Below are 19,439 nucleotides of genomic sequence, written 5' to 3'. Positions count from 1 at the left end.
TCTCCTATCTCTTAACTTTCTTGTCTTCTTTTTTGTGTCCACGGAATGTACGTGTAGGAGCAAATTCTCCTAATTTATGTCCAACCATGTCTTCTGTAACGTATACAGGTACGTGTTCGCGACCATTGTATACAGCAATCGTGAAACCAATAAATTCTGGGAATATCGTTGAACGACGACTCCATGTTTGAATTACTTTTTTATCGTTTGATTTAGCTTGTTTTGCGACCTTATCTAATAATGATTGATCAGCGAAAGGTCCTTTTTTAAGTGAACGTGCCATGGGTTACCCTCCTTATCCGTTTCTACGTCTTACGATCATGCTTGTAGACGCTTTTTTCTTATCACGAGTTTTAATACCACGTGCTTTTTTACCCCAAGGGGTCATTTGTTGTTTTCTACCGATTGGTTGTTTACCTTCACCACCACCGTGTGGGTGATCGTTCGGGTTCATAACAGATCCACGTACTGTTGGACGTACACCTAGGTGACGTGTTCTACCAGCTTTACCGATACGAACTAATTCGTGTGATTCGTTACCAACTTCACCGATTGTTGCTTTACATGTACCTAAGATACGACGTACTTCACCAGATTGTAGACGGACTAAAACGTATTTTTCTTCACGTCCTAAGATTTGTGCGGATGTACCAGCACTTCTTGCAATTTGTCCACCACGACCAGGTTTTAACTCGATGTTGTGTACAATTGTACCTACTGGGATACTCATAACTGGTAATGCATTACCAACTTTAATATCGATTTCGCTACCTGAAACGATTAACGCTCCAACTTGTAAGCCTTTAGGTGCGATGATATATCTTTTTTCACCATCTAAATAAGTAATTAATGCGATATTCGCTGTTCTATTTGGATCATACTCAATTGATGTTACTTTTCCTGGAACATTATCTTTATCACGTTTAAAGTCAATGATACGATATTTTCTCTTTGCTCCACCACCGATATGTCTAACGGTTAATTTACCCTGGTTGTTACGACCACCAGTTTTAGTAATTGGCGCAAGAAGTGATTTTTCAGGAGTAGATGTTGTAATTTCATCAAAGGTAAGAACACTCATATTACGACGACCATTGGTCGTTCTTTTATAAATTTTAACTGCCATAAGTTAATTCTCCTATATCTTTCACTATTGATTAAACTGCGAATGCAGCAATCTTTTGTCCTTCTTTAAGCTGGACAATCGCTTTTTTGTATCCTGGCTTTAAACCTTCATACTTACCAACTTTTTTACGTTTAGGTAAAACAGTAATGGTGTTAACTTTTAGTACTTCAACTCCAAAGACTGCTTCAACTGCTTTTTTGATTTCAACTTTGTTTGCAGTTTTAGGTACTTTGAATGTGTATCTATTACTATCTTCGACGAGTTTCATTGATTGCTCAGTAATAATCGGCGCGCGTAATAAATCATAATATTTAGCTTCTACTACTTTAGCCATTATACTAATACCTCCTCGTAGTATTTAACAGCACCTTGTGTCAAGACCACTTGTTTGAACTTAAGTAACTCATATACTGATACTTGAGATACTTCTCTAACAACTGCTCCTGGTAGGTTGTTTGATGCTAGTAATAAATTTTTATCAACACTGTCAACTAACACGATTGATCTATCGTCTAGTTTTAAGTTGTTCATAATTTCGATGAATAATTTTGTTTTAGGCTCAGCAACTGTAATGTTGTCTACTAAAACTAAATTTTCTGCTAGTACATGATATGAAAGTGCACTCTTTAAAGCTAATTGCTTAACTTTTTGGTTAACTTTCACAGCATAACTTCTTGGGATTGGTCCGAAAACGATCCCGCCGCCTCTCCATTGTGGTGAGCGGATTGAACCTTGACGTGCACGACCTGTACCTTTTTGTCTCCATGGTTTTTTACCACCACCGCGGACTTCAGCACGAGTCTTCGTTTTTGCTGTACCTTGTCTTAACGCTGCGCGTTGAGCATTGACAACATCATATAGCACTTGTTGGTTAGGTGTGATACCGAAGATTGCGTCATTTAAAGCAACTTCAGAAATCTTTTCACCAGCTTGATTGAATAAATTTAATGTTGGCATAATTATTCTCCTTAGTTACCTTTCTTAATTGCGCTTCTTACAACGACATACCCTTTTCTAGGTCCTGGTACTGAACCAGATACTAGTAGTAAATCATTTTCTGTATCAACCGCAACAATTTTTAAGTTTTGAACAGTTACTTGTTCATTACCCATTTGTCCAGGTAAGTTTTTACCCTTCATGTTTCCTTTAATAGCTCCTAATGAACCAACGCCTCTATGATATCTAGAACCGTGAGTCATAGGTCCTCTTGATTGGTTGTGGCGTTTAATGTTACCTTGGAAGCCTTTACCTTTTGATGTACCTGTTACGTCTACATCTTCTCCTGCTGTGAATAAGTCAGCTTTAATTTCCGTTCCTACTTCTAAAGCTAACAGTTCATTATTAAGCGCATCAAATCGAATTTCTTTAACGAAGCGCTTAGGTGCAGTATTTGCTTTTTTCACGTGCCCTAATTCAGGCTTGTTACTTAATTTTTCACGTTTGGATTCAAATCCAACTTGAGTTGCTTGGTAACCATCTACTTCAACAGTTTTTTGTTGTAGTACAACGTTGCCTTCAACATCAATTACAGTGACAGGAATTAATACACCATTTTCATCGAAAATTTGTGTCATTCCAATTTTTCTACCTAAGATTCCTTTGGCCATTGTCTTTCCTCTTTCTTTTTATTTTTTAGCCTTGTAACATCTGTTTTATTTTTTCAGAACGATGTCAATTCCTGATGGTAAATCAATTCTCATTAAAGCATCGATTGTTTTTGAATTTGGATCTAAGATTTGAATTAATCTCTTATGTGTTCTTCTTTCGAATTGTTCACGACTGTCTTTGTTGACGTGTGGACTTCTTAACACAGTAAAGATTTCTTTTTTAGTTGGAAGCGGAATTGGACCTTGGACTACTACCCCTGTCTTTTCAACGCTTTCAATAATCTTCTTAGCAGCCTGATCAATTAATCTGTGATCGTATGCTTTTAAACTGATTTTAATAATATCTTTTGCCATTTTTATTCTCCTTTCGCCTATAATCCTTGCATAGACTTTACTCCCTGGAAATACTCGATACCTCGACAACGGCTATCAGTGTATCAACAACCTTCCAGATCAACGCTTTACTTGTATTTACGCAAGCCTTATTATTATATAAAAAAAGAGTTTTTATTGCAACCCTTTTTTGTCTTTTTGTATATCTTTATGTTTAAAATGTGGTATTTTCACACTGTTTTACCGTATAATCTCTCACCTTGATTATATCGATAAATGATCTCACTATATAGTGGAAAAAGTTCGGGTTTTATTGTAAATTTTCTAAATCCTCTATATATGAGTTTTTGTACAAAGTCTGGATTATATAGATCTTTTCCCATCGCATAGGTTCTTTTAGATTTTCTATACAATATATTTCTTAAATCCGAATGTTGTAAAGCATATTTAATACTATTGACCTCATCCGGTAGTAATAATTCAAATCTTTTATCTAAATCTATGATGGCGTACTCAAAACCTTTGAAAGCTGATAAATTCAAACTACTATACTCTGTATTTACCTCTAAGCCAATTTTTAACTTATATCCAAACTTTTTAATACTAAAATGTTCTAGATATTTCTTTATTTGATTGAATTCGTTGACGTCTTCAATATCAGGAATTGTAATACATACACGATCATTTGGTGTTTTAAATGCTGATTTTAGTTCAATTTCATAAATATTTGAATGATTAGTGATAGTTGTTACATCTAGTTTCGTTTCATTACCTTGACTAAAGTATACATCAAGTAATTCTAGCTTTGGTAAAGTAATGAGTATATCACTATTTGGAAAGGTTTCAAATAATTTCTTATAAAACACCTGTCTCCTTGCTAGACAAGCAACACCAGAGGTTTGAATATATCCTTTTTCTGGTTCTACTATAACAAAATCTGGATCTACATGCTTGGCTTTATGTATTTGCGACAGCTTATGTATGGCTAGTCCTAACTGGAATTTGCCTCTGTCTTTTCTAGTTAGTTTAGTATATTCAAGTTCTAAACCCGGTAGTAATCCTAAATCATATTTCTTAAATTTATAACTACTACCTATTTTATAGGTATCTCTTGATGCCAAACATGCGATGCATTTTGAATCCAGAATATCAATTTCTAATGAACTTGGTCTATCTTTATAAAGTATGCCTATAACATTATCTGGTAAATCAAATAAGTATTTGGGTTGAAAATTTTTCATTTCAATTACTAACTTTGTTTGACTATCTAGTAGACTATAATACATTCTAGTGTGCATTTCATCTAGTATTTCCCACATATAACTTATTATATCTTCATGATAACTGGATAAAACTTCCAAGTTTATAATAAAGTTGGATATCACGCTTGATAGCGTAGAGTTTACTTTGATAGACTCTATAAATTGTTGTTCAAGCATTTCTACTATCTTAGGTAGTGTATCCAGTATATCCGGATCGTTAATATCTAAAAATCCCTGATGATACCTATTAATATATGCTTCATTCTTGGTGTTGATGATATCATTCAATATATTTTTGATGGTTTCTACATCTTGTTGATGTGTTATGATTTGTTTGTCAAAATCTACTTCGAGGTATGTTCCTCTGATAAAATTTTCTTTCAATGCGTACTCCCTTATACAAAGTTTCTATAGTTTTTTTGCAAAAAAAACTACATATCATTATACTAAAAACTGTCTATATTACAAAAAAGAAGTTAGATCTTTGATATCTAACTTCGCTTTGTGGGACTATTCATATAGTTTTTTCAAATTAATATTTTGACTTGAAATAAGTTGTAATATTTTCCAATGATTTCAATAATACTTCATCATTTTCTATGTCTGTGTCATGAAATAATGAGGTAATCATATCCTCATGAAAGTTATCATGAATTGTTAGAACTTTAAGTGCATCATCTGTTAATTTTAAGTATACTTTACGTCTGTCTTTATCATCGGAATATCTGTATACCATCTTTTTTCTAACTAAAATATTAATGGAAGTTGTTAAAGTACCTAATGTGACACGCAATCTTTTAGCAACCTCACCCATGGTCGGAATCTCGGTATTTCTAATTGCTTCAAGTACGTGTACTTCAGTCATTGATAACTTAACATTATTTTCTTTAAGTTTTTCTTCTTCAATTCTTAAGATGTGGTTGAATACGTCAACAAGTAATGTATTAATAATTTCCTTTGCAGATGGCATTTATACGCTCCTTAAATTTCAAAATAGCCCAGACCAATAGTACCAGGTCCAGCATGTGCACCTACAACTGGTGTAAGTGGAATGATTGTCACTGTTGCATTTGGTTTTGCAGCAACTAATTCTTCTTTTAATTCTTCGGCTTTACTTAAATTAGTTGTATAAGCTATATAATACTCAACATCTTTGTCTTTAGTTTCTTCTAAGATGATTTCTAATACTCTTTTTTGAGCTTTAGTAGTTGTTCTAATTTTTTCAAAAGGTTTAAGTGAACCGTCTTCCATAATTTTTAGAAGTGGTTTGATCTTTAGTAATGTTCCAATTAAACCTGCTGCTGCAGATAATCTTCCATTTTTTACTAGATACTTAAGTGTATCTACTAAAACATAAATCTTAACTTTTGATCTTAAATCATTTAAACTAGATACAATTTCAGTTACATTCTTACCTTGTTTAATCAGTTCAAGTGCTTTTCTAGCTAATACAAACTCTCCAAATGAAACACTTTTTGAGTCAATCACTTCAACATTTAGACCTTCTACCAAATCACGAGCAAGTAAAGCACCTTGATAAGTACCACTTAACTTCGATGAAATAGATACAACAATCAGGTCTGAATAACCCTTGTCTCTAATTTTTTCATATACTTCTTGGAATTTACCGGTTGATACTTGTGATGTATGAATATCTGCGTTTGGTTTATCCACCATCATTGTATAGAACTCATCAGATTTAATTTCTGTATGGTCTACATATTCTTTTCCATCAAAGAATACGGTAAGTCTTATAATTTCTGTTTGATCTTTTTCTTTTAGATAATCCATTCCAGATGTAGATAATACTGCGACTGCTATTTTTTTCATAATTTTCTCCCTTAAAATACTTTGAGTATCAAAATATATTTTATAGATTAAGTGTATCACATAATTATGAAAATTCATACTATTAAATGAATAATCAAGCGAATATTGTTATAAAATCGCCAAATTATCTAGGTAATATAGTATGAGTGCCTGGGTACCTTTATTTTCATGGTGATTATCTACTAATACTTCTAGCATATCTCGTACTTTAACTGTAACTTCTAAATGTTTAACGCTTGATTCGATCGCTAAATTTAAGTCCTTTAAGAAATGTTTAATGTAAAATCCTGGTTCATAGTACTTATTAATCATATGTAGACCGTTGGTCTTCATCTGAGTACTTGATGCACTACCACCCATAAAGATTTCAAATGCTTTTGTAAGATCTAGATTCAGTGAGTTTGCATAATATAAACTCTCTACTGTACCTGCAAGTGCACCTGCTATTGCGATTTGATTTGCTAACTTGGTGCGTTGTCCATTACCAGCTTTGCCCATATACTGGATTGTTTTACCAAAGGTTTCTAGTAAAGGGCTGATGATGTCAAAGTTTGTTTCATCGCCACCTACCATAATAGATAGTGTACCTGCTATAGCACCAACTTCTCCACCAGTTACAGGTGCATCCATCATGTGTAGGCCTTTTTCTTTAGCCATATCATATAAGTATGCTGCAAGTGATGGTGATGATGTTGTCATATCTACAATGATTGTATTTAGTTTAGCTGTTTTAAATATTTCAAGTGCTACAGTTTCTACATCTTTTGGATAACCAACAATCATAAATATAATGTCTGATTTTTGCGTTAGTTCTTCTATCGTTGATGCAACATAAGCAACATCTGAAAGTTTTTCTGCTTTTTCTTTTGTCCTATTGTATACCGTTAATGTATGACCACCTTCAGCAAGATGTCTTACAATTGGACTTCCCATGATGCCTGTTCCTATTAATCCTATATTCATCTCATACCTCTTCTTTTTAATTATAGTTATTATATTTTTAATATGGAGTATATATTTCATATATATTGTCTATACATTAGTATATCAAATAACGATAGACATTACACCCAAACCCAGAATTTACCAAATAAAAAGCCTACCTTTAAGTAGACTTTATCGTTGCACCAAATGGAATGAGTGCTAATTTAGATAGTTTAAACCATTGTAACCCAAAAGGGATACCAATGATAGTCATACAAAATATTGCACCTATAAAGATGTAACCTAGTGCTGTTTCCCATCCTAAGAAGATGATCCATAAGATATTTAGAATTGGATGTTTATTAAAATCTATGTTCACATCATTACCAAATGGCCAGATAACCAATTGTGCAAACTTGAAAAACTGTAATCCAATTGGAATACCAATAATGGTAATACATAAAAGTATACCTAAAATGAACCAAGCGAGTCCTGCAAACAAGCCACCAAAGATGAACCAAATAATATTTCCTAATATTTTCATAACTTTCCCCTTTATTTTAAACCTATTATACCAAAACTCTATACTTAAACAATAAAAAAAGCCTGTATTTAACAGACTTTACTAAGTTCATAAGTGGTGGCTCCAAGCGGAATCGAACCGCTGACACGAGGCTCTTCAGGCCACTGCTCTACCGACTGAGCTACAGAGCCACTAAAATGGCGGTCCGGACGGGATTTGAACCCGCGATCTCCTGCGTGACAGGCAGGCATGTTAACCCCTACACCACCGGACCGTTTTAAATTTTATTTGGTTGCGGGAGATGGATTTGAACCATCGACCTTCGGGTTATGAGCCCGACGAGCTACCAGACTGCTCTATCCCGCGATATGTTGTTATTATACCATAACTGGTTTTAAAATTGTAGTGGCGGAGGAAGAGGGATTTGAACCCCCGCGGCTTTTACACCCTGTCGGTTTTCAAGACCGATCCCTTCAGCCTCTTGGGTATTCCTCCACGTTTATTTAAAAGTTAATACTGGTGGACCCGGTTGGACTCGAACCAACGACCGACCGGTTATGAGCCGGTAGCTCTAACCAACTGAGCTACGGGTCCGTACTGGTAGCGGCGGGGGGACTTGAACCCTCGACCTTGCGGGTATGAACCGCACGCTCTAGCCAGCTGAGCTACACCGCCATATATTGGTTAGAAACTTTTTGATACTTGATTAAAATCGTAAACTGGTGGAGCTTAGCGGGATCGAACCGCTGACCTCCTGCGTGCAAGGCAGGCGCTCTCCCAGCTGAGCTAAAGCCCCAACAATTTAATTAATTTTTTAGTGGTGCCCGGGGTCGGACTTGAACCGACATGGCTTTTATGCCACAGGATTTTAAGTCCTGCGTGTCTACCGATTTCACCACCCGGGCATTAAATTATAAAAGTGGTGTCCCGTGATGGACTCGAACCATCGACACCTTGATTAAAAGTCAAGTGCTCTACCACCTGAGCTAACGGGACATTGTAGTGGTGCCGAAAACAGGAATTGAACCCGCAACCTACTGATTACAAATCAGTTGCTCTACCGATTGAGCTATTTCGGCTTGTAAAGTGGTGGAGGATGACGGGCTTGAACCGCCGACCCCCTGCTTGTAAGGCAGGTGCTCTCCCAACTGAGCTAATCCTCCAAAAAATGGTATAAAATTGAGATGATATGCCTGGCAACGTCCTATTTTCGCTAATTGTAATAACTATCGTCGGCGCTAAGATGCTTAACTTCTGTGTTCGGGATGGGAACAGGTGGAACCATCTTGCCATCGTCACCAGACATAATGCTCTCAAAACTAGATAAATGATTTTCTCTGAAAAGAATGTGATGCGAATCATCACGAAAGGTTAAGTCCTCGACCTATTAGTACCAGTAAGCTGAATACATCGCTGTACTTACACACCTGGCCTATCAACCTCATAGTCTTTGAGGGGTCTTACTAATTGGGAAATCTCATCTTAAGGGGGGCTTCACGCTTAGATGCTTTCAGCGTTTATCCCTTCCGCACATAGCTACCCAGCTGTAGTACTGGCGTACTAACTGGTGCACCAGGGGTGCGTCCATTCCGGTCTTCTCATACTAGGAACAGCTCCCTTCAAATTTCCAACGCCCACGATAGATAGAGACCGAACTGTCTCACGACGTTCTGAACCCAGCTCGCGTGCCGCTTTAATGGGCGAACAGCCCAACCCTTGGAACCTACTCCAGCTCCAGGATGCGACGAGCCGACATCGAGGTGCCAAACCGCTTCGTCGCTGTGAACGCTTGGAAGCGATAAGCCTGTTATCCCCAGGGTAACTTTTATCCGTTGAGTCACGGCCCTTCCATTCGGTACCGTAAGATCACTATGTCCGACTTTCGTCCCTGCTCGACTTGTTGGTCTCGCAGTCAAGCTACCTTCTGCCATTGCACTCTATAGAATGATTTCCAACCATTCTGAGGTAACCTTCGAGCGCCTCCGTTACTCTTTGGGAGGCGACCGCCCCAGTCAAACTGCCCACCAGACACTGTCCTTTAGATTACACATCTAGAAGTTAGAAACTAAGTGCACGAAGGGTGGTATCCCAACGTTGGCTCCGACAATACTAGCGTACTATCTTCATAGCCTCCCACCTATCCTGTACATCTTACACCCAGTTTCAATATCAAGTTACAGTGAAGCTCCATGGGGTCTTTTCGTCTAATCGCGGGTAGCCGGCGTTTTCACCGGCAGCTTGATTTCACCGAGTCTGTTGTTGAGACAGTGCCCAAATCGTTACGCTTTTCGTGCAGGACGGAACTTACCCGCCAAGGAATTTCGCTACCTTAGGACCGTTATAGTTACGGCCGCCGTTTACTGGGACTTCAATTCAATGCTTCGGTTTAACCCTGACATCTCCTCTTAATCTTCCAGCACCGGGCAAGCGTCAGCCTCTATACTTCACCTTACGGTTTTGCAGAGACCTGTGTTTTTGCTAAACAGTCGCTTGGGCCTTTTCTCTGCGACTCCTCGTTTTCATAAGGAGTCCCCCTTTTCCCGAAGTTACGGGGTCAATTTGCCGAGTTCCTTAACAACAGTTTTCTCGCGCGTCTTAATATATTCTACTCACCCACCTGTGTCGGTTTACGGTACGGGCAGTATAATGATTAACCTTAGAAGCTTTTCTTGAAAGCATGAACTCGTACGTCTTTATATCAGTTCTCAGCTTTAACAGTACCCGGATTTGCCTAAGTACTAGCCTCGAATCCTTCTCACCCAATCCATTAAGGGTGGACGCCTATCCTTCTTTGTCACTCCATCAGTCACTACACTGGTACTAGAATCTCTACTAGTTATCCATCGGCTACGCTCTTCAGCCTCACCTTAGGCCCCGACTTACCCAGGGCGGACGAACCTTCCCCTGGAAACCTTGGGTTTATGACGGACAGGATTCTCACCTGTCTTTTCGTTACTTACACCGGCATTCTCACTTCCTAACGCTCCACTAGTCCTCACGATCTAGCTTCACCGCTGTTAGGAACGCTCCCCTACCACTTAAAAAATCTTTTTAAATCCGCAGCTTCGGTAATATGCTTAGCCCCGGTACATTTTCGGCGCAGAGTCACTCGACCAGTGAGCTTTTACGCACTCTTTAAAGGATGGCTGCTTCTAAGCCAACCTCCTGGCTGTTTGTGCATCTCTACTTCCTTTTCCACTTAGCATATATTTTGGGACCTTATCTGGCGGTCTGGGCTCTTTCCCTTTTGACCACGAACCTTATCACCCGTAGTCTGACTGCCAACTTACTTTACCGACATTCGGAGTTTGATTGAGATCAGTACCCCGAGGTGGGGCCATCACACATTCAGTGCTCTACCTTCGATAAACCTATTTTGTTGACGCTATCCCTAAAGATATTTCGGGGAGAACCAGCTATCTCTGAGTTCGATTGGAATTTCTCCCCTAGCCACAAGTCATCCGAGCCTTTTTCAACAGGCGGCGGTTCGGTCCTCCATAAGGTACTACCCTTACTTCAACCTGCTCATGGCTAGATCACCCAGTTTCGGGTCTACATCACACAACTTAAGCGCCCTATTCAGACTCGCTTTCGCTTCGGCTCCGGACCTTCATCCTTAACCTTGCTATGTAACATAACTCGCCGGTTCATTCTACAAAAGGCATGCCATCACCCATTAACGGGCTCTGACTAATTGTAAGCACACAGTTTCAGGTTCTCTTTCACTCCCCTCCCGGGGTTCTTTTCACCTTTCCATCACTGTACTGGTTCACTATCGGTCACCAAGTAGTATTTAGCCTTAGGAGATGGTCCTCCTATCTTCAAACGGGATTCCACGTGTCCCGCCCTACTTTCTGATACCATGGATTATATAATTTCGACTACAGGGCTCTCACCTTCTTCGACCGATTTTCCCACATCGTTCATCTATTATATAATTTTGTAACCTTAGGTATCTGGCTCCTCCGCGTTCGCTCGTCGCTACTGACAGAATCGTTATTACTTTCTTTTCCTGTAGGTACTTAGATATTTCAGTTCCCTACGTATTGCCTCTAACACGTGTGTTAGATACTATGTCTTCAACATAGTGGGTTCCCCCATTCGGACATCTCGGAATCGTCGCTTACTTACAGCTTCCCCGAGCATTTCGGTGTTAGTTCCGTCCTTCATCGCCTCTTGGTGCCAAGGCATCCACTGTGTGCCCTTTGTTCCTTAACCTTATTTCTTTTCAGACATCATTTATCTACTTTTCAAAGACTTTCTTTACTTCTTGAAACACTTAAATTACTTTAAGTCTTTCAAAACTGAATATGATGAACAAATTTAGAGAATATTACTACTTACTAGTAGTCATCTTGTGCTAAGTGTTAGTTAGCCTTTCTCCTTAGAAAGGAGGTGATCCATCCCCACGTTCCCGTAGGGATACCTTGTTACGACTTAACCCCAATCATGGACCCTACCTTAGACGGCTCCCTCCCTTTCGGGTTAGGCCACCGGCGTTGGGTATTGCCCACTTTCGTGGTTTGACGGGCGGTGTGTACAAACCCCGAGAACGTATTCACCGCAACATGCTGATTTGCGATTACTAGCGATTCCGACTTCATGGAGTCGAGTTGCAGACTCCAATCCGAACTGAGACTGTTTTTGTGAGTTTCGCTCCAGGTCACCCTATCGCTTCTCTTTGTTCCAGCCATTGTATCACGTTTGTAGCCCAGGTCATAAGGGGCATGATGATTTGACGTCATCCCCACCTTCCTCCAATTTATCACTGGCAGTCTCGCTAGAGTCCCCAACTTAATGATGGTAACTAGCAATAAGGGTTGCGCTCGTTGCGGGACTTAACCCAACATCTCACGACACGAGCTGACGACAACCGTGCACCACCTGTACATCTGTTAGCCTCCGAACTTATTTCTAAGCCTTTGCAGAGTATGTCAAGACCTGGTAAGGTTTTTCGTGTATCTTCGAATTAAACAACATGATCCACCGCTTGTGCGGGGTCCCGTCAATTCCTTTGAGTTTCATACTTGCGTACGTACTACTCAGGCGGAGAACTTAATGCGTTAACTGCAGCACTGACCTTTTGGCCAACACTTAGTTCTCATCGTTTACGGCGTGGACTACCAGGGTATCTAATCCTGTTTGCTCCCCACGCTTTCGTGCATCAGTGTCAGTATAGACCCAGCAAGCCGCCTTCGCCACTGGTGTTCCTCCATATATTTACGCATTTTACCGCTACACATGGAATTCCACTTGCCTCTGTCTCACTCTAGTTATATAGTTTTCATAGCCTCACAGCGTTAAGCACTGCACTTACACCACAAACTTTTATAACCACCTACGCACCCTTTACGCCCAGTAAATCCGGATAACGCTCGCCCCCTATGTATTACCGCGGCTGCTGGCACATAGTTAGCCGGGGCTTATTCATATGGTACCGTCAATTTTTAATTTTTCTTCCCATATAAAAGAACTTTACATACCGAAGTACTTCGTCGTTCACGCGGCGTTGCTCGGTCAGGGTTTCCCCCATTGCCGAAAATTCCCTACTGCTGCCTCCCGTAGGAGTTTGGGCCGTTCTCAGTCCCAATGTGGCCGGTAGACCTCTCAGTCCGGCTACGCATCATCGTCTTGGTAGGCTTTTACCCCACCAACTAACTAATGCGCCGCAGACCCCTCTTAAACCGATAAATCTTTAAATGTGTTTTTTTCATGCACACATCCTATCCAGTATTAGCTCCAGTTTCCCGGAGTTATCCTCGAGTTAAAGGTAGGTTATCTACGTGTTACTCACCCGTTCGCCACTAAGCATCCGAAGATGCTTCGTTCGACTTGCATGTATTAGGCACGCCGCCAGCGTTCATCCTGAGCCAGGATCAAACTCTCCATATAATTTATGTTTTGTTTTGATTTTAGCTCTTATTTTTGTTTTCTCTTGTTCATCATCATTCAGTTTTCAAAGACTCAATTTTGCGTCTCTTTGTTCGAGCGCTTAATCATTCTATCATTATAAAATAACCTTGTCAACAACTTTTTTCAACAAATGCACAAGGCCGTTATAAACTTATAAATTAGAATGGTGGAGGGGGGCAGATTCGAACTGCCGAACCGTTAGGAACAGATTTACAGTCTGCCGCGTTTAGCCACTTCGCTACCCCTCCGTTTTTTGATTGCCTTATTATTCTAACTTAACTTAAGTCAAATTGCAACCATTTTATTATCTTTTGGCGAATAATCTAAAGTTTAGATATTTTACGTCATATATATAAATATATATAGGCGCAATTTATATAAATCCCTGGAAAAGCCAAATACCATGATACGACATTTCAAATCATAAGTCAAACAAAAAATGAATAAATTTATGATTTATGTTTTTTTTACCTATTTATAGCCATTACTTGAATCTATAAAGCCATTCTTAGAGTAAAAATTTACCTGATTTATTTTACTAATCGCTTATCAAGTTCGAATTGTAACATCATGATTTGTCTACCACAACCCTTACATTCGAGCTTCATATCTACACCAACTCTTAAAACTATCCATTCTTTGGATCCACATACATGTTGTTTTTTTGTTTTTACGATTTGTCCGATTGTATACTTGCTCATATAATCAATCCTTACAGTGGTTTTTTCTTTATGATTGGAAACGGTCTAGGATATCCAGATACGTGTTTTTCTTTTCTAAATAATAGGTTTGCTCTAAACCCTGATTCTAAAGGAAGTTCAAATAAGTCTTGTGTGATTAATTCGACATTTAATACCTTAATTGCGTGTGCTGCTGATGTAAGTTCTTCTTCAAACTTACTTCCCTTAGGTGCAATGAAATGTCCACCCACTTTTAGCATTGGTACACCAAACTCTAAAATCAGTCTTAACTCACCTAATGCTCTTGCGGTTACTATATCAAATTGTTGATAATTTTTACTGCTAAAGTTTTCAGCACGATCGTGAACGATATTAAACTCTAAGCCAAGCGCTTGTTTGAGTTCTTGTAAAAACTGCACACGTTTAATTTGTGACTCTACAATAGTCACTTGAATATTAGGAAAAACAATTAATAAAGGTATCGATGGAAACCCAGCACCTGCACCCATATCACATAATGTCACAACTTTATTTAAATCTACTAACTTACTTATCAGTACGGAATCTAAAAAGTGTTTGATGTCTGCATCATCTCTTGAAGTAATACGTGTTAAATTCGTATGCTTATTATATGCTACTAATAAGTTATAATAGGCATCAAATTGCCCGTTTTGTTGTTCGGTTAACTTGATGCCTAATATATTTGTAATGTATGTATTAAGCATTCTTGGCTTCTAGATAAACGAGTAACATGGATACATCCGTTGGTCCAACACCTAGGATTCTAGTTGCTTGACCTAATGTTTCTGGTTTAATCTTACTTAATTTTTCTTTAGCTTCTGCAGATATGTTGTGAATACTATGATAATTAATATCGTTTGGAATAAATCTAGATTCATAGCGTAATAATTTATCCGCTTCTCTTCTAGCTTTTTCAATATATCCATCATACTTAATATATATTTCTAATTGTTCATAGATTTCATGATTATAGTCTGATGGTAAAAAATGTTTAAGGGTTTCTATCTTAAGTTCAGGTCTTTCAAGTAATTTAAAGACTGTAACGCCTTCATAAATCGGGCTTGAATTTACCGAAGCTAAATAGTTTAGATTTTCCTCAGTTGGGTTAATCTTTGTTGATTTTGCTCTTTCAATCATTTCTTTTAATGCTATTTTCTTATGTTCGAATCTTTCATACGTTGCATCATCGACTAAACCGATTTGATAGCCATAATCTCTTAATCTTATATCGGCATTATCGTTTCTTAATAACAGTCTATGTTCTGCACGTGAGGTTAAAAGTCTATATGGTTCACTAGTTCCCTTAGTAATAAGGTCGTCAATTAATACACCAATATATGCTTCATCTCTTTTTAATACGAGTGGTTTTTTACCCTGTACTTTTAATCCTGCATTAATACCTGCCATTAAACCTTGACCAGCAGCTTCTTCATAACCTGATGTACCGTTAATTTGACCAGCACAAAATAGATTATGGATGACTTTAGTCTCTAAGGATTGATAGAGTTGTCTTGGATTAATTGCATCATATTCGATTGCGTATGCATAACGCACAATACGTGCGTTTTCCATACCAGGTAAAGATCTTACCATTTGCTCTTGAATATGTTTTGGCATCGATGTGGATAATCCTTGGATATACATTTCATTTAAATCCATGGATTCTGGTTCAATAAAGATTTGATGTCTGTCTTTATCTTTAAATCTAACAAATTTGTCTTCAATAGATGGACAGTATCTTGGACCAACACCTTCTACAACACCACCATACATTGCTGATGCATCTAAGTTATTAAATATAATATCTTTAGTATCTGGTGATGTGTGGATTAAGTAGCTAAATTCTTGGTGACCTAAGTCAGTGATTGGTGAATCATGTGAAAATGTTTGGAAAACACCATCACCTGGTTGTGGTACAGTTTTAGAATAGTCGATAGAATCTCTAGCAATTCTTGGTGGTGTACCCGTTTTTAGTCTAAGCATTTCAAAACCTAAGTTTTTAAGTTGATTAGAAATACCACGTGTTGTACGTTCACCATTTGGACCACTTGATGTTTTTTCGTGACCAATTAAAATTTGAGAACCTAAATATGTACCTGTTGTAATAATTACAGTTTGGGCAAATACTTGACTACCATCTTCTAGGTTTACACCTTTAACGGTATTGTCTTCAACAATTAATGTGTCAACAAATCCTTGAAGTAAAGTTAGATTCGGTGTGTTTTGTAACACATCTAACATCACTTTAGGATATTTTAATTTATCAATTTGAGCGCGTAGTGCACGAACTGCTGGACCTTTTGAAGGATTTAACATCTTCATTTGAATTTGACTTAAGTCTGCTGACTTTGCCATTTGACCGCCAAGTGCGTCAATTTCTCTAACTACAATACCTTTAGCAGGTCCACCAATTGATGGATTACATGGCAAAGTAGCAACCTTTGTTAGATCGCCTGTAATGAGTAAAGTATTAAGTTTCATTTTTGCCATAGCAAGTGCAGCTTCGACACCGGCGTGTCCAGCACCTACAATAATGCCATCATAAATCATATATATCTTCCTTTAAAACTTTTATTTAATATTTATAAATGCTTCTGCAATGCTTTCTTTGTTAAAGCCGAAATGTTTTAATACCACATCAGCATTTGCAGAAAGTCCAAATGTATCAATACCGTATACATGAGGTGTAAATCTATACCATGAATAGCTAGATCCCATCTCTACTGCAAGGGTTTTGACATTTGCCGGAAGTATTTTACTTCTGTAGTCTTCATTTTGCAATAAAAATGCATGATGTGATGGCATAGAAACAACACGGATATCTAATCCTTTTTCTTTAAGGATTTGTTTTGCTTCATAAGCTAGTCCCACTTCAGAACCAGATGCTAATAAGATACCGTCTAATTTGTTTTCTTCTTTACTTACGATATATGCTCCCTTTAAAACACCCTCTTTACTTGTGTGTTCTAAATTTAAGACATTTTGTCTAGAAGTGATAATCGCTGTTGCTGTATCTTTAGATTCAAATGCAATCTCAACTGCTGCTTTTGTTTCATTTGCATCCGCTGGACGAATAACGTTTAAATCTGGAATACTACGTAATCCAATAAGTTGTTCAATCGGTTCATGTGTTGGACCGTCTTCACCAACTGCAACTGAGTCATGTGAGAAGATAAATACACTAGGTATTTTCATCATTGCAGCTAAACGAATTGGTGGTTTCATATAGTCTGAGAAGACAAAGAATGCACCTGTAAATGATTTTAAACCACCATGCAGTGTCATACCATTAACTACAGCACCCATTGCGTGTTCTCTAACACCAAAGTTAATATTTCTTGCTAAAGCATTATCTCTACTGAAATGTCCATCATTACCTTTAGCTTTAGTTGATGAAGTTAGATCTGCTGATCCACCAACAATATTTAAGTTTTGATGACTTGCAAGTGTTAAAGCTTTACCTAATACGTTACGTGTTGCTTCTTTAGAACCTGCATTATATACTAGGCTACTTAAATCTATTTGCATATTTCCACTTAAGAATTGGTTGAATAAATCATGTTTTTCTGGGAATTGTGCTTTATAAGCATCTAACATCTTAACCCATTTGTTGTAGACACGTTTACCTTTGTTAAATACTTTGCTCTTATAGAAACTATATACTTCACCGTCTACTTCAAATGGTTTGTAGTTATAGCCTGATTTTTGTGCTAATTTTTCACGTTCAGCTTCCCCTAAAGGTGAACCATGAACTTTTGAAGTACCTTCTGATGTTGTACCTCTACCAATAATTGTTTTAACTTCAATAATGGTTGGTTTATCAACGATCTTTTTAGCCCGTAAAATAGCGCGGTTAATTTGATCTAAATCTTCACCGTCTTCTACTTTAGTGTAGTGCCAGTTTTGTGCTTCAAACTTCTTTTTAACATCTTCTGATATTGCTAGATTTGTTTCACCGTCTAATTGAATATCATTAGAATCATATAAAACAATAAGTTTACCTAACCCTAAATGTCCCGCAAGTGAAATAGCTTCTAAAGCTACCCCTTCTTGTAAGTCACCATCACCTACTAATACATAAGTATAGTGACTGATTAAATCAAAGTTTGGTTCATTAAAACGTGCAGCTAAATGCTTTTCAGCAATTGCCATACCCACAGCATTAGAAATACCTTGTCCAAGCGGACCAGATGTTGTTTCAACACCATCTGTATGACCATACTCTGGATGTCCTGGTGTATTTCCTGGATAGTTTCTAAAGTTTTTTAAATCATCAATAGAGACTTTGTAACCCGATAAATGATTTAATGCATAAAGTAGCATAGAACCATGACCTGCAGAAAGAATAAAGCGGTCACGGTTTATCCAGCGACTCATCTTTGGATAAATGTTGATGTGTTTTGTAAATAGAGTATGCGCCATTGGTGCAGCACCAATGACAATACCAGGATGTCCACTATTTGCTTTATTAATAGCGTCAATCCCTAAAAAACGAATCGTATCAATAGATAACTTGTTTATATCCATTATTTTTTTACTCCTTATTAGTCTTTTCTTCTGAATTGTTTTCTGTTTCTGAATCTTCTAATTGAGTTGGTGTTTCTTCTTCAGATGCTTCTTCTTCTGTGACTTCATCATCTGATTTGTAGTATGCTTCGTAGTATTTTTCTTGACCTTCTAAAATACCTTGGAATCTTGTTTCCCCTAATGTATCTTTGATTAATTGTGTTGCTTTTTTATTTTCATCGCTTACTAAAGTTCTTAATTTCTTTTGTTGTCTATTAGATGAAACAAATAATCCAATAAATAATACAACCATTGCAGCTAAAAAAACATTATCTGCTTGATCGGGAATAATTTGTTGTAACCCAATAGATGCACCTAATACAATAAGTAATACAATCATCGATACCATCATATACATACGTGACATTTTACGTTGTTGAGCATAGATTGTATTTGTGAAATCTAACCAGATTGTGTTCACTTCATTTGTATAAAGATCAGTGACTGATTCATAATATCCTTTTTCAACAAATAGTCTATAGTTTACACCATCTGATGTCCAAACAGAAAATCTACCACGTGATGCAAATTTGTGGAAATCACTTCTATCGTTTAAATAATACATTTCTAAGGTAGCGTCGTTATATTTTTCTACTCTAAAGGGAGTGCCTACTGCCTTAGCGTAATCTTTTGGTAACATTTTCATACTTTAAA

16 protein-coding genes, 12 tRNA genes and 3 rRNA genes are annotated in these 19,439 nt (G+C 37.7%); all 31 read right to left on the bottom strand.

Annotated features, from left to right (window positions below; genetic code table 11):
- Positions 1-4: 4 nt before the first annotated feature.
- Complete coding sequence (gene rpsS / locus ACL_RS00450) at positions 5-283, bottom strand: 30S ribosomal protein S19 (RefSeq protein WP_012242048.1); 279 nt, start codon at positions 281-283, stop codon at positions 5-7.
- Positions 284-295: 12 nt separating this feature from the next.
- Entirely contained in the window at positions 296-1,126 is an 831-nt protein-coding gene (rplB, locus tag ACL_RS00445; protein WP_012242047.1) for a 50S ribosomal protein L2, read from the bottom strand.
- 31 nt (positions 1,127-1,157) lie between these two features.
- The gene (gene rplW / locus ACL_RS00440) at positions 1,158-1,460 is read right to left on the bottom strand and encodes a 50S ribosomal protein L23 (protein WP_012242046.1); all 303 of its coding nucleotides are present in this window, start codon (positions 1,458-1,460) and stop codon (positions 1,158-1,160) included.
- Positions 1,460-2,083, bottom strand: a complete 624-nt coding sequence (rplD, locus tag ACL_RS00435; protein WP_012242045.1) for a 50S ribosomal protein L4 — start codon at positions 2,081-2,083, stop codon at positions 1,460-1,462. The genes rplW and rplD overlap by 1 nt, the downstream gene beginning before the upstream one ends.
- 11 nt (positions 2,084-2,094) lie before the next feature.
- Positions 2,095-2,733 (bottom strand): 50S ribosomal protein L3, encoded by a 639-nt coding sequence (rplC, locus tag ACL_RS00430; protein WP_012242044.1) that lies wholly within the window; start codon positions 2,731-2,733, stop codon positions 2,095-2,097.
- Between the two features lie 45 nt (positions 2,734-2,778).
- Entirely contained in the window at positions 2,779-3,087 is a 309-nt protein-coding gene (gene rpsJ, locus ACL_RS00425) for a 30S ribosomal protein S10 (protein ID WP_012242043.1), read from the bottom strand.
- Between the two features lie 209 nt (positions 3,088-3,296).
- The gene (locus ACL_RS00420; protein ID WP_041633711.1) at positions 3,297-4,712 is read right to left on the bottom strand and encodes a hypothetical protein; all 1,416 of its coding nucleotides are present in this window, start codon (positions 4,710-4,712) and stop codon (positions 3,297-3,299) included.
- 148 nt (positions 4,713-4,860) lie between these two features.
- Entirely contained in the window at positions 4,861-5,298 is a 438-nt protein-coding gene (locus tag ACL_RS00415) for a MarR family winged helix-turn-helix transcriptional regulator (protein WP_012242041.1), read from the bottom strand.
- 11 nt (positions 5,299-5,309) lie between these two features.
- Positions 5,310-6,158 (bottom strand): DegV family protein, encoded by an 849-nt coding sequence (locus ACL_RS00410; RefSeq protein WP_012242040.1) that lies wholly within the window; start codon positions 6,156-6,158, stop codon positions 5,310-5,312.
- 108 nt (positions 6,159-6,266) lie between these two features.
- Positions 6,267-7,181, bottom strand: coding sequence for an NAD(P)-dependent oxidoreductase (locus ACL_RS00405; RefSeq protein ID WP_081423626.1), 915 nt, complete (start codon positions 7,179-7,181; stop codon positions 6,267-6,269).
- Positions 7,182-7,263: 82 nt separating this feature from the next.
- The gene (locus ACL_RS00400) at positions 7,264-7,626 is read right to left on the bottom strand and encodes a YccF domain-containing protein (protein WP_012242038.1); all 363 of its coding nucleotides are present in this window, start codon (positions 7,624-7,626) and stop codon (positions 7,264-7,266) included.
- Between the two features lie 94 nt (positions 7,627-7,720).
- Positions 7,721-7,796 (bottom strand) — tRNA-Phe (locus ACL_RS00395).
- A 7-nt stretch (positions 7,797-7,803) separates the two neighbouring features.
- Positions 7,804-7,879 (bottom strand) — tRNA-Asp (locus tag ACL_RS00390).
- Between the two features lie 15 nt (positions 7,880-7,894).
- Positions 7,895-7,971, bottom strand: a tRNA-Met gene (locus ACL_RS00385).
- A 40-nt stretch (positions 7,972-8,011) separates the two neighbouring features.
- Positions 8,012-8,100 (bottom strand) — tRNA-Ser (locus ACL_RS00380).
- Between the two features lie 22 nt (positions 8,101-8,122).
- Positions 8,123-8,199, bottom strand: a tRNA-Ile gene (locus ACL_RS00375).
- Positions 8,200-8,203: 4 nt separating this feature from the next.
- A tRNA-Met gene (locus ACL_RS00370) sits at positions 8,204-8,280 on the bottom strand.
- A gap of 45 nt (positions 8,281-8,325) precedes the next feature.
- Positions 8,326-8,401: transfer RNA gene (locus ACL_RS00365), tRNA-Ala, on the bottom strand.
- 22 nt (positions 8,402-8,423) lie between these two features.
- A tRNA-Leu gene (locus ACL_RS00360) sits at positions 8,424-8,510 on the bottom strand.
- A gap of 15 nt (positions 8,511-8,525) precedes the next feature.
- Positions 8,526-8,601 (bottom strand) — tRNA-Lys (locus ACL_RS00355).
- Between the two features lie 7 nt (positions 8,602-8,608).
- Positions 8,609-8,684, bottom strand: a tRNA-Thr gene (locus ACL_RS00350).
- An 8-nt stretch (positions 8,685-8,692) separates the two neighbouring features.
- Positions 8,693-8,768 (bottom strand) — tRNA-Val (locus tag ACL_RS00345).
- Between the two features lie 28 nt (positions 8,769-8,796).
- A 5S ribosomal RNA gene (rrf, locus tag ACL_RS00340) occupies positions 8,797-8,908 on the bottom strand.
- Positions 8,909-8,972: 64 nt separating this feature from the next.
- Positions 8,973-11,823: ribosomal RNA gene (locus ACL_RS00335) — 23S ribosomal RNA — on the bottom strand.
- A gap of 170 nt (positions 11,824-11,993) precedes the next feature.
- Positions 11,994-13,497: ribosomal RNA gene (locus ACL_RS00330) — 16S ribosomal RNA — on the bottom strand.
- Together the 16S, 23S and 5S rRNA genes with 12 tRNA genes alongside form the textbook arrangement of a ribosomal RNA operon.
- A 185-nt stretch (positions 13,498-13,682) precedes the next feature.
- Positions 13,683-13,766, bottom strand: a tRNA-Tyr gene (locus ACL_RS00325).
- Between the two features lie 282 nt (positions 13,767-14,048).
- A complete protein-coding gene (locus ACL_RS07380; RefSeq protein ID WP_012242037.1) occupies positions 14,049-14,219 on the bottom strand; it encodes a DUF951 domain-containing protein in 171 nt (56 codons plus the stop codon).
- An 11-nt stretch (positions 14,220-14,230) separates the two neighbouring features.
- Positions 14,231-14,923, bottom strand: coding sequence for a 16S rRNA (guanine(527)-N(7))-methyltransferase RsmG (gene rsmG, locus ACL_RS00320; RefSeq protein ID WP_012242036.1), 693 nt, complete (start codon positions 14,921-14,923; stop codon positions 14,231-14,233).
- On the bottom strand, positions 14,916-16,769 hold the full coding sequence (gene mnmG, locus ACL_RS00315) for a tRNA uridine-5-carboxymethylaminomethyl(34) synthesis enzyme MnmG (protein ID WP_012242035.1): 1,854 nt from the start codon (positions 16,767-16,769) through the stop codon (positions 14,916-14,918). The genes rsmG and mnmG overlap by 8 nt, the downstream gene beginning before the upstream one ends.
- Positions 16,770-16,790: 21 nt before the next feature.
- Positions 16,791-18,746: a transketolase gene (tkt, locus tag ACL_RS00310; protein ID WP_012242034.1), complete on the bottom strand. Its 1,956-nt coding sequence runs from the start codon at positions 18,744-18,746 to the stop codon at positions 16,791-16,793.
- A gap of 7 nt (positions 18,747-18,753) precedes the next feature.
- Positions 18,754-19,431 carry a hypothetical protein gene (locus tag ACL_RS00305; RefSeq protein WP_012242033.1) on the bottom strand — a complete coding sequence of 226 codons (678 nt, stop codon included), beginning with the start codon at positions 19,429-19,431 and terminating at the stop codon, positions 18,754-18,756.
- Positions 19,432-19,439: the final 8 nt, after the last annotated feature.

Source organism: Acholeplasma laidlawii PG-8A, from assembly GCF_000018785.1.
GTDB classification, from domain to species: Bacteria; Bacillota_I; Bacilli_A; order Acholeplasmatales; family Acholeplasmataceae; genus Acholeplasma; species Acholeplasma laidlawii.
Note: the sequence above shows the minus strand (reverse complement) of the source record. Positions and strands in the feature narration are given on the sequence as shown.

Bases quoted from the DNA above. Each gene is read 5' to 3' on its own strand.
- rpsS (WP_012242048.1), bottom strand. From the start codon at position 283: ATGGCACGTTCACTTAAAAAAGGACCTTTCGCTGATCAATCATTATTA.
- rplB (WP_012242047.1), bottom strand. From the start codon at position 1,126: ATGGCAGTTAAAATTTATAAAAGAACGACCAATGGTCGTCGTAATATG.
- rplW (WP_012242046.1), bottom strand. From the start codon at position 1,460: ATGGCTAAAGTAGTAGAAGCTAAATATTATGATTTATTACGCGCGCCG.
- rplD (WP_012242045.1), bottom strand. From the start codon at position 2,083: ATGCCAACATTAAATTTATTCAATCAAGCTGGTGAAAAGATTTCTGAA.
- rplC (WP_012242044.1), bottom strand. From the start codon at position 2,733: ATGGCCAAAGGAATCTTAGGTAGAAAAATTGGAATGACACAAATTTTC.
- rpsJ (WP_012242043.1), bottom strand. From the start codon at position 3,087: ATGGCAAAAGATATTATTAAAATCAGTTTAAAAGCATACGATCACAGA.
- ACL_RS00415 (WP_012242041.1), bottom strand. From the start codon at position 5,298: ATGCCATCTGCAAAGGAAATTATTAATACATTACTTGTTGACGTATTC.
- ACL_RS00410 (WP_012242040.1), bottom strand. From the start codon at position 6,158: ATGAAAAAAATAGCAGTCGCAGTATTATCTACATCTGGAATGGATTAT.
- ACL_RS00405 (WP_081423626.1), bottom strand. From the start codon at position 7,181: ATGAAATATATACTCCATATTAAAAATATAATAACTATAATTAAAAAG.
- ACL_RS00400 (WP_012242038.1), bottom strand. From the start codon at position 7,626: ATGAAAATATTAGGAAATATTATTTGGTTCATCTTTGGTGGCTTGTTT.
- ACL_RS07380 (WP_012242037.1), bottom strand. From the start codon at position 14,219: ATGAGCAAGTATACAATCGGACAAATCGTAAAAACAAAAAAACAACAT.
- rsmG (WP_012242036.1), bottom strand. From the start codon at position 14,923: ATGCTTAATACATACATTACAAATATATTAGGCATCAAGTTAACCGAA.
- mnmG (WP_012242035.1), bottom strand. From the start codon at position 16,769: ATGATTTATGATGGCATTATTGTAGGTGCTGGACACGCCGGTGTCGAA.
- tkt (WP_012242034.1), bottom strand. From the start codon at position 18,746: ATGGATATAAACAAGTTATCTATTGATACGATTCGTTTTTTAGGGATT.
- ACL_RS00305 (WP_012242033.1), bottom strand. From the start codon at position 19,431: ATGAAAATGTTACCAAAAGATTACGCTAAGGCAGTAGGCACTCCCTTT.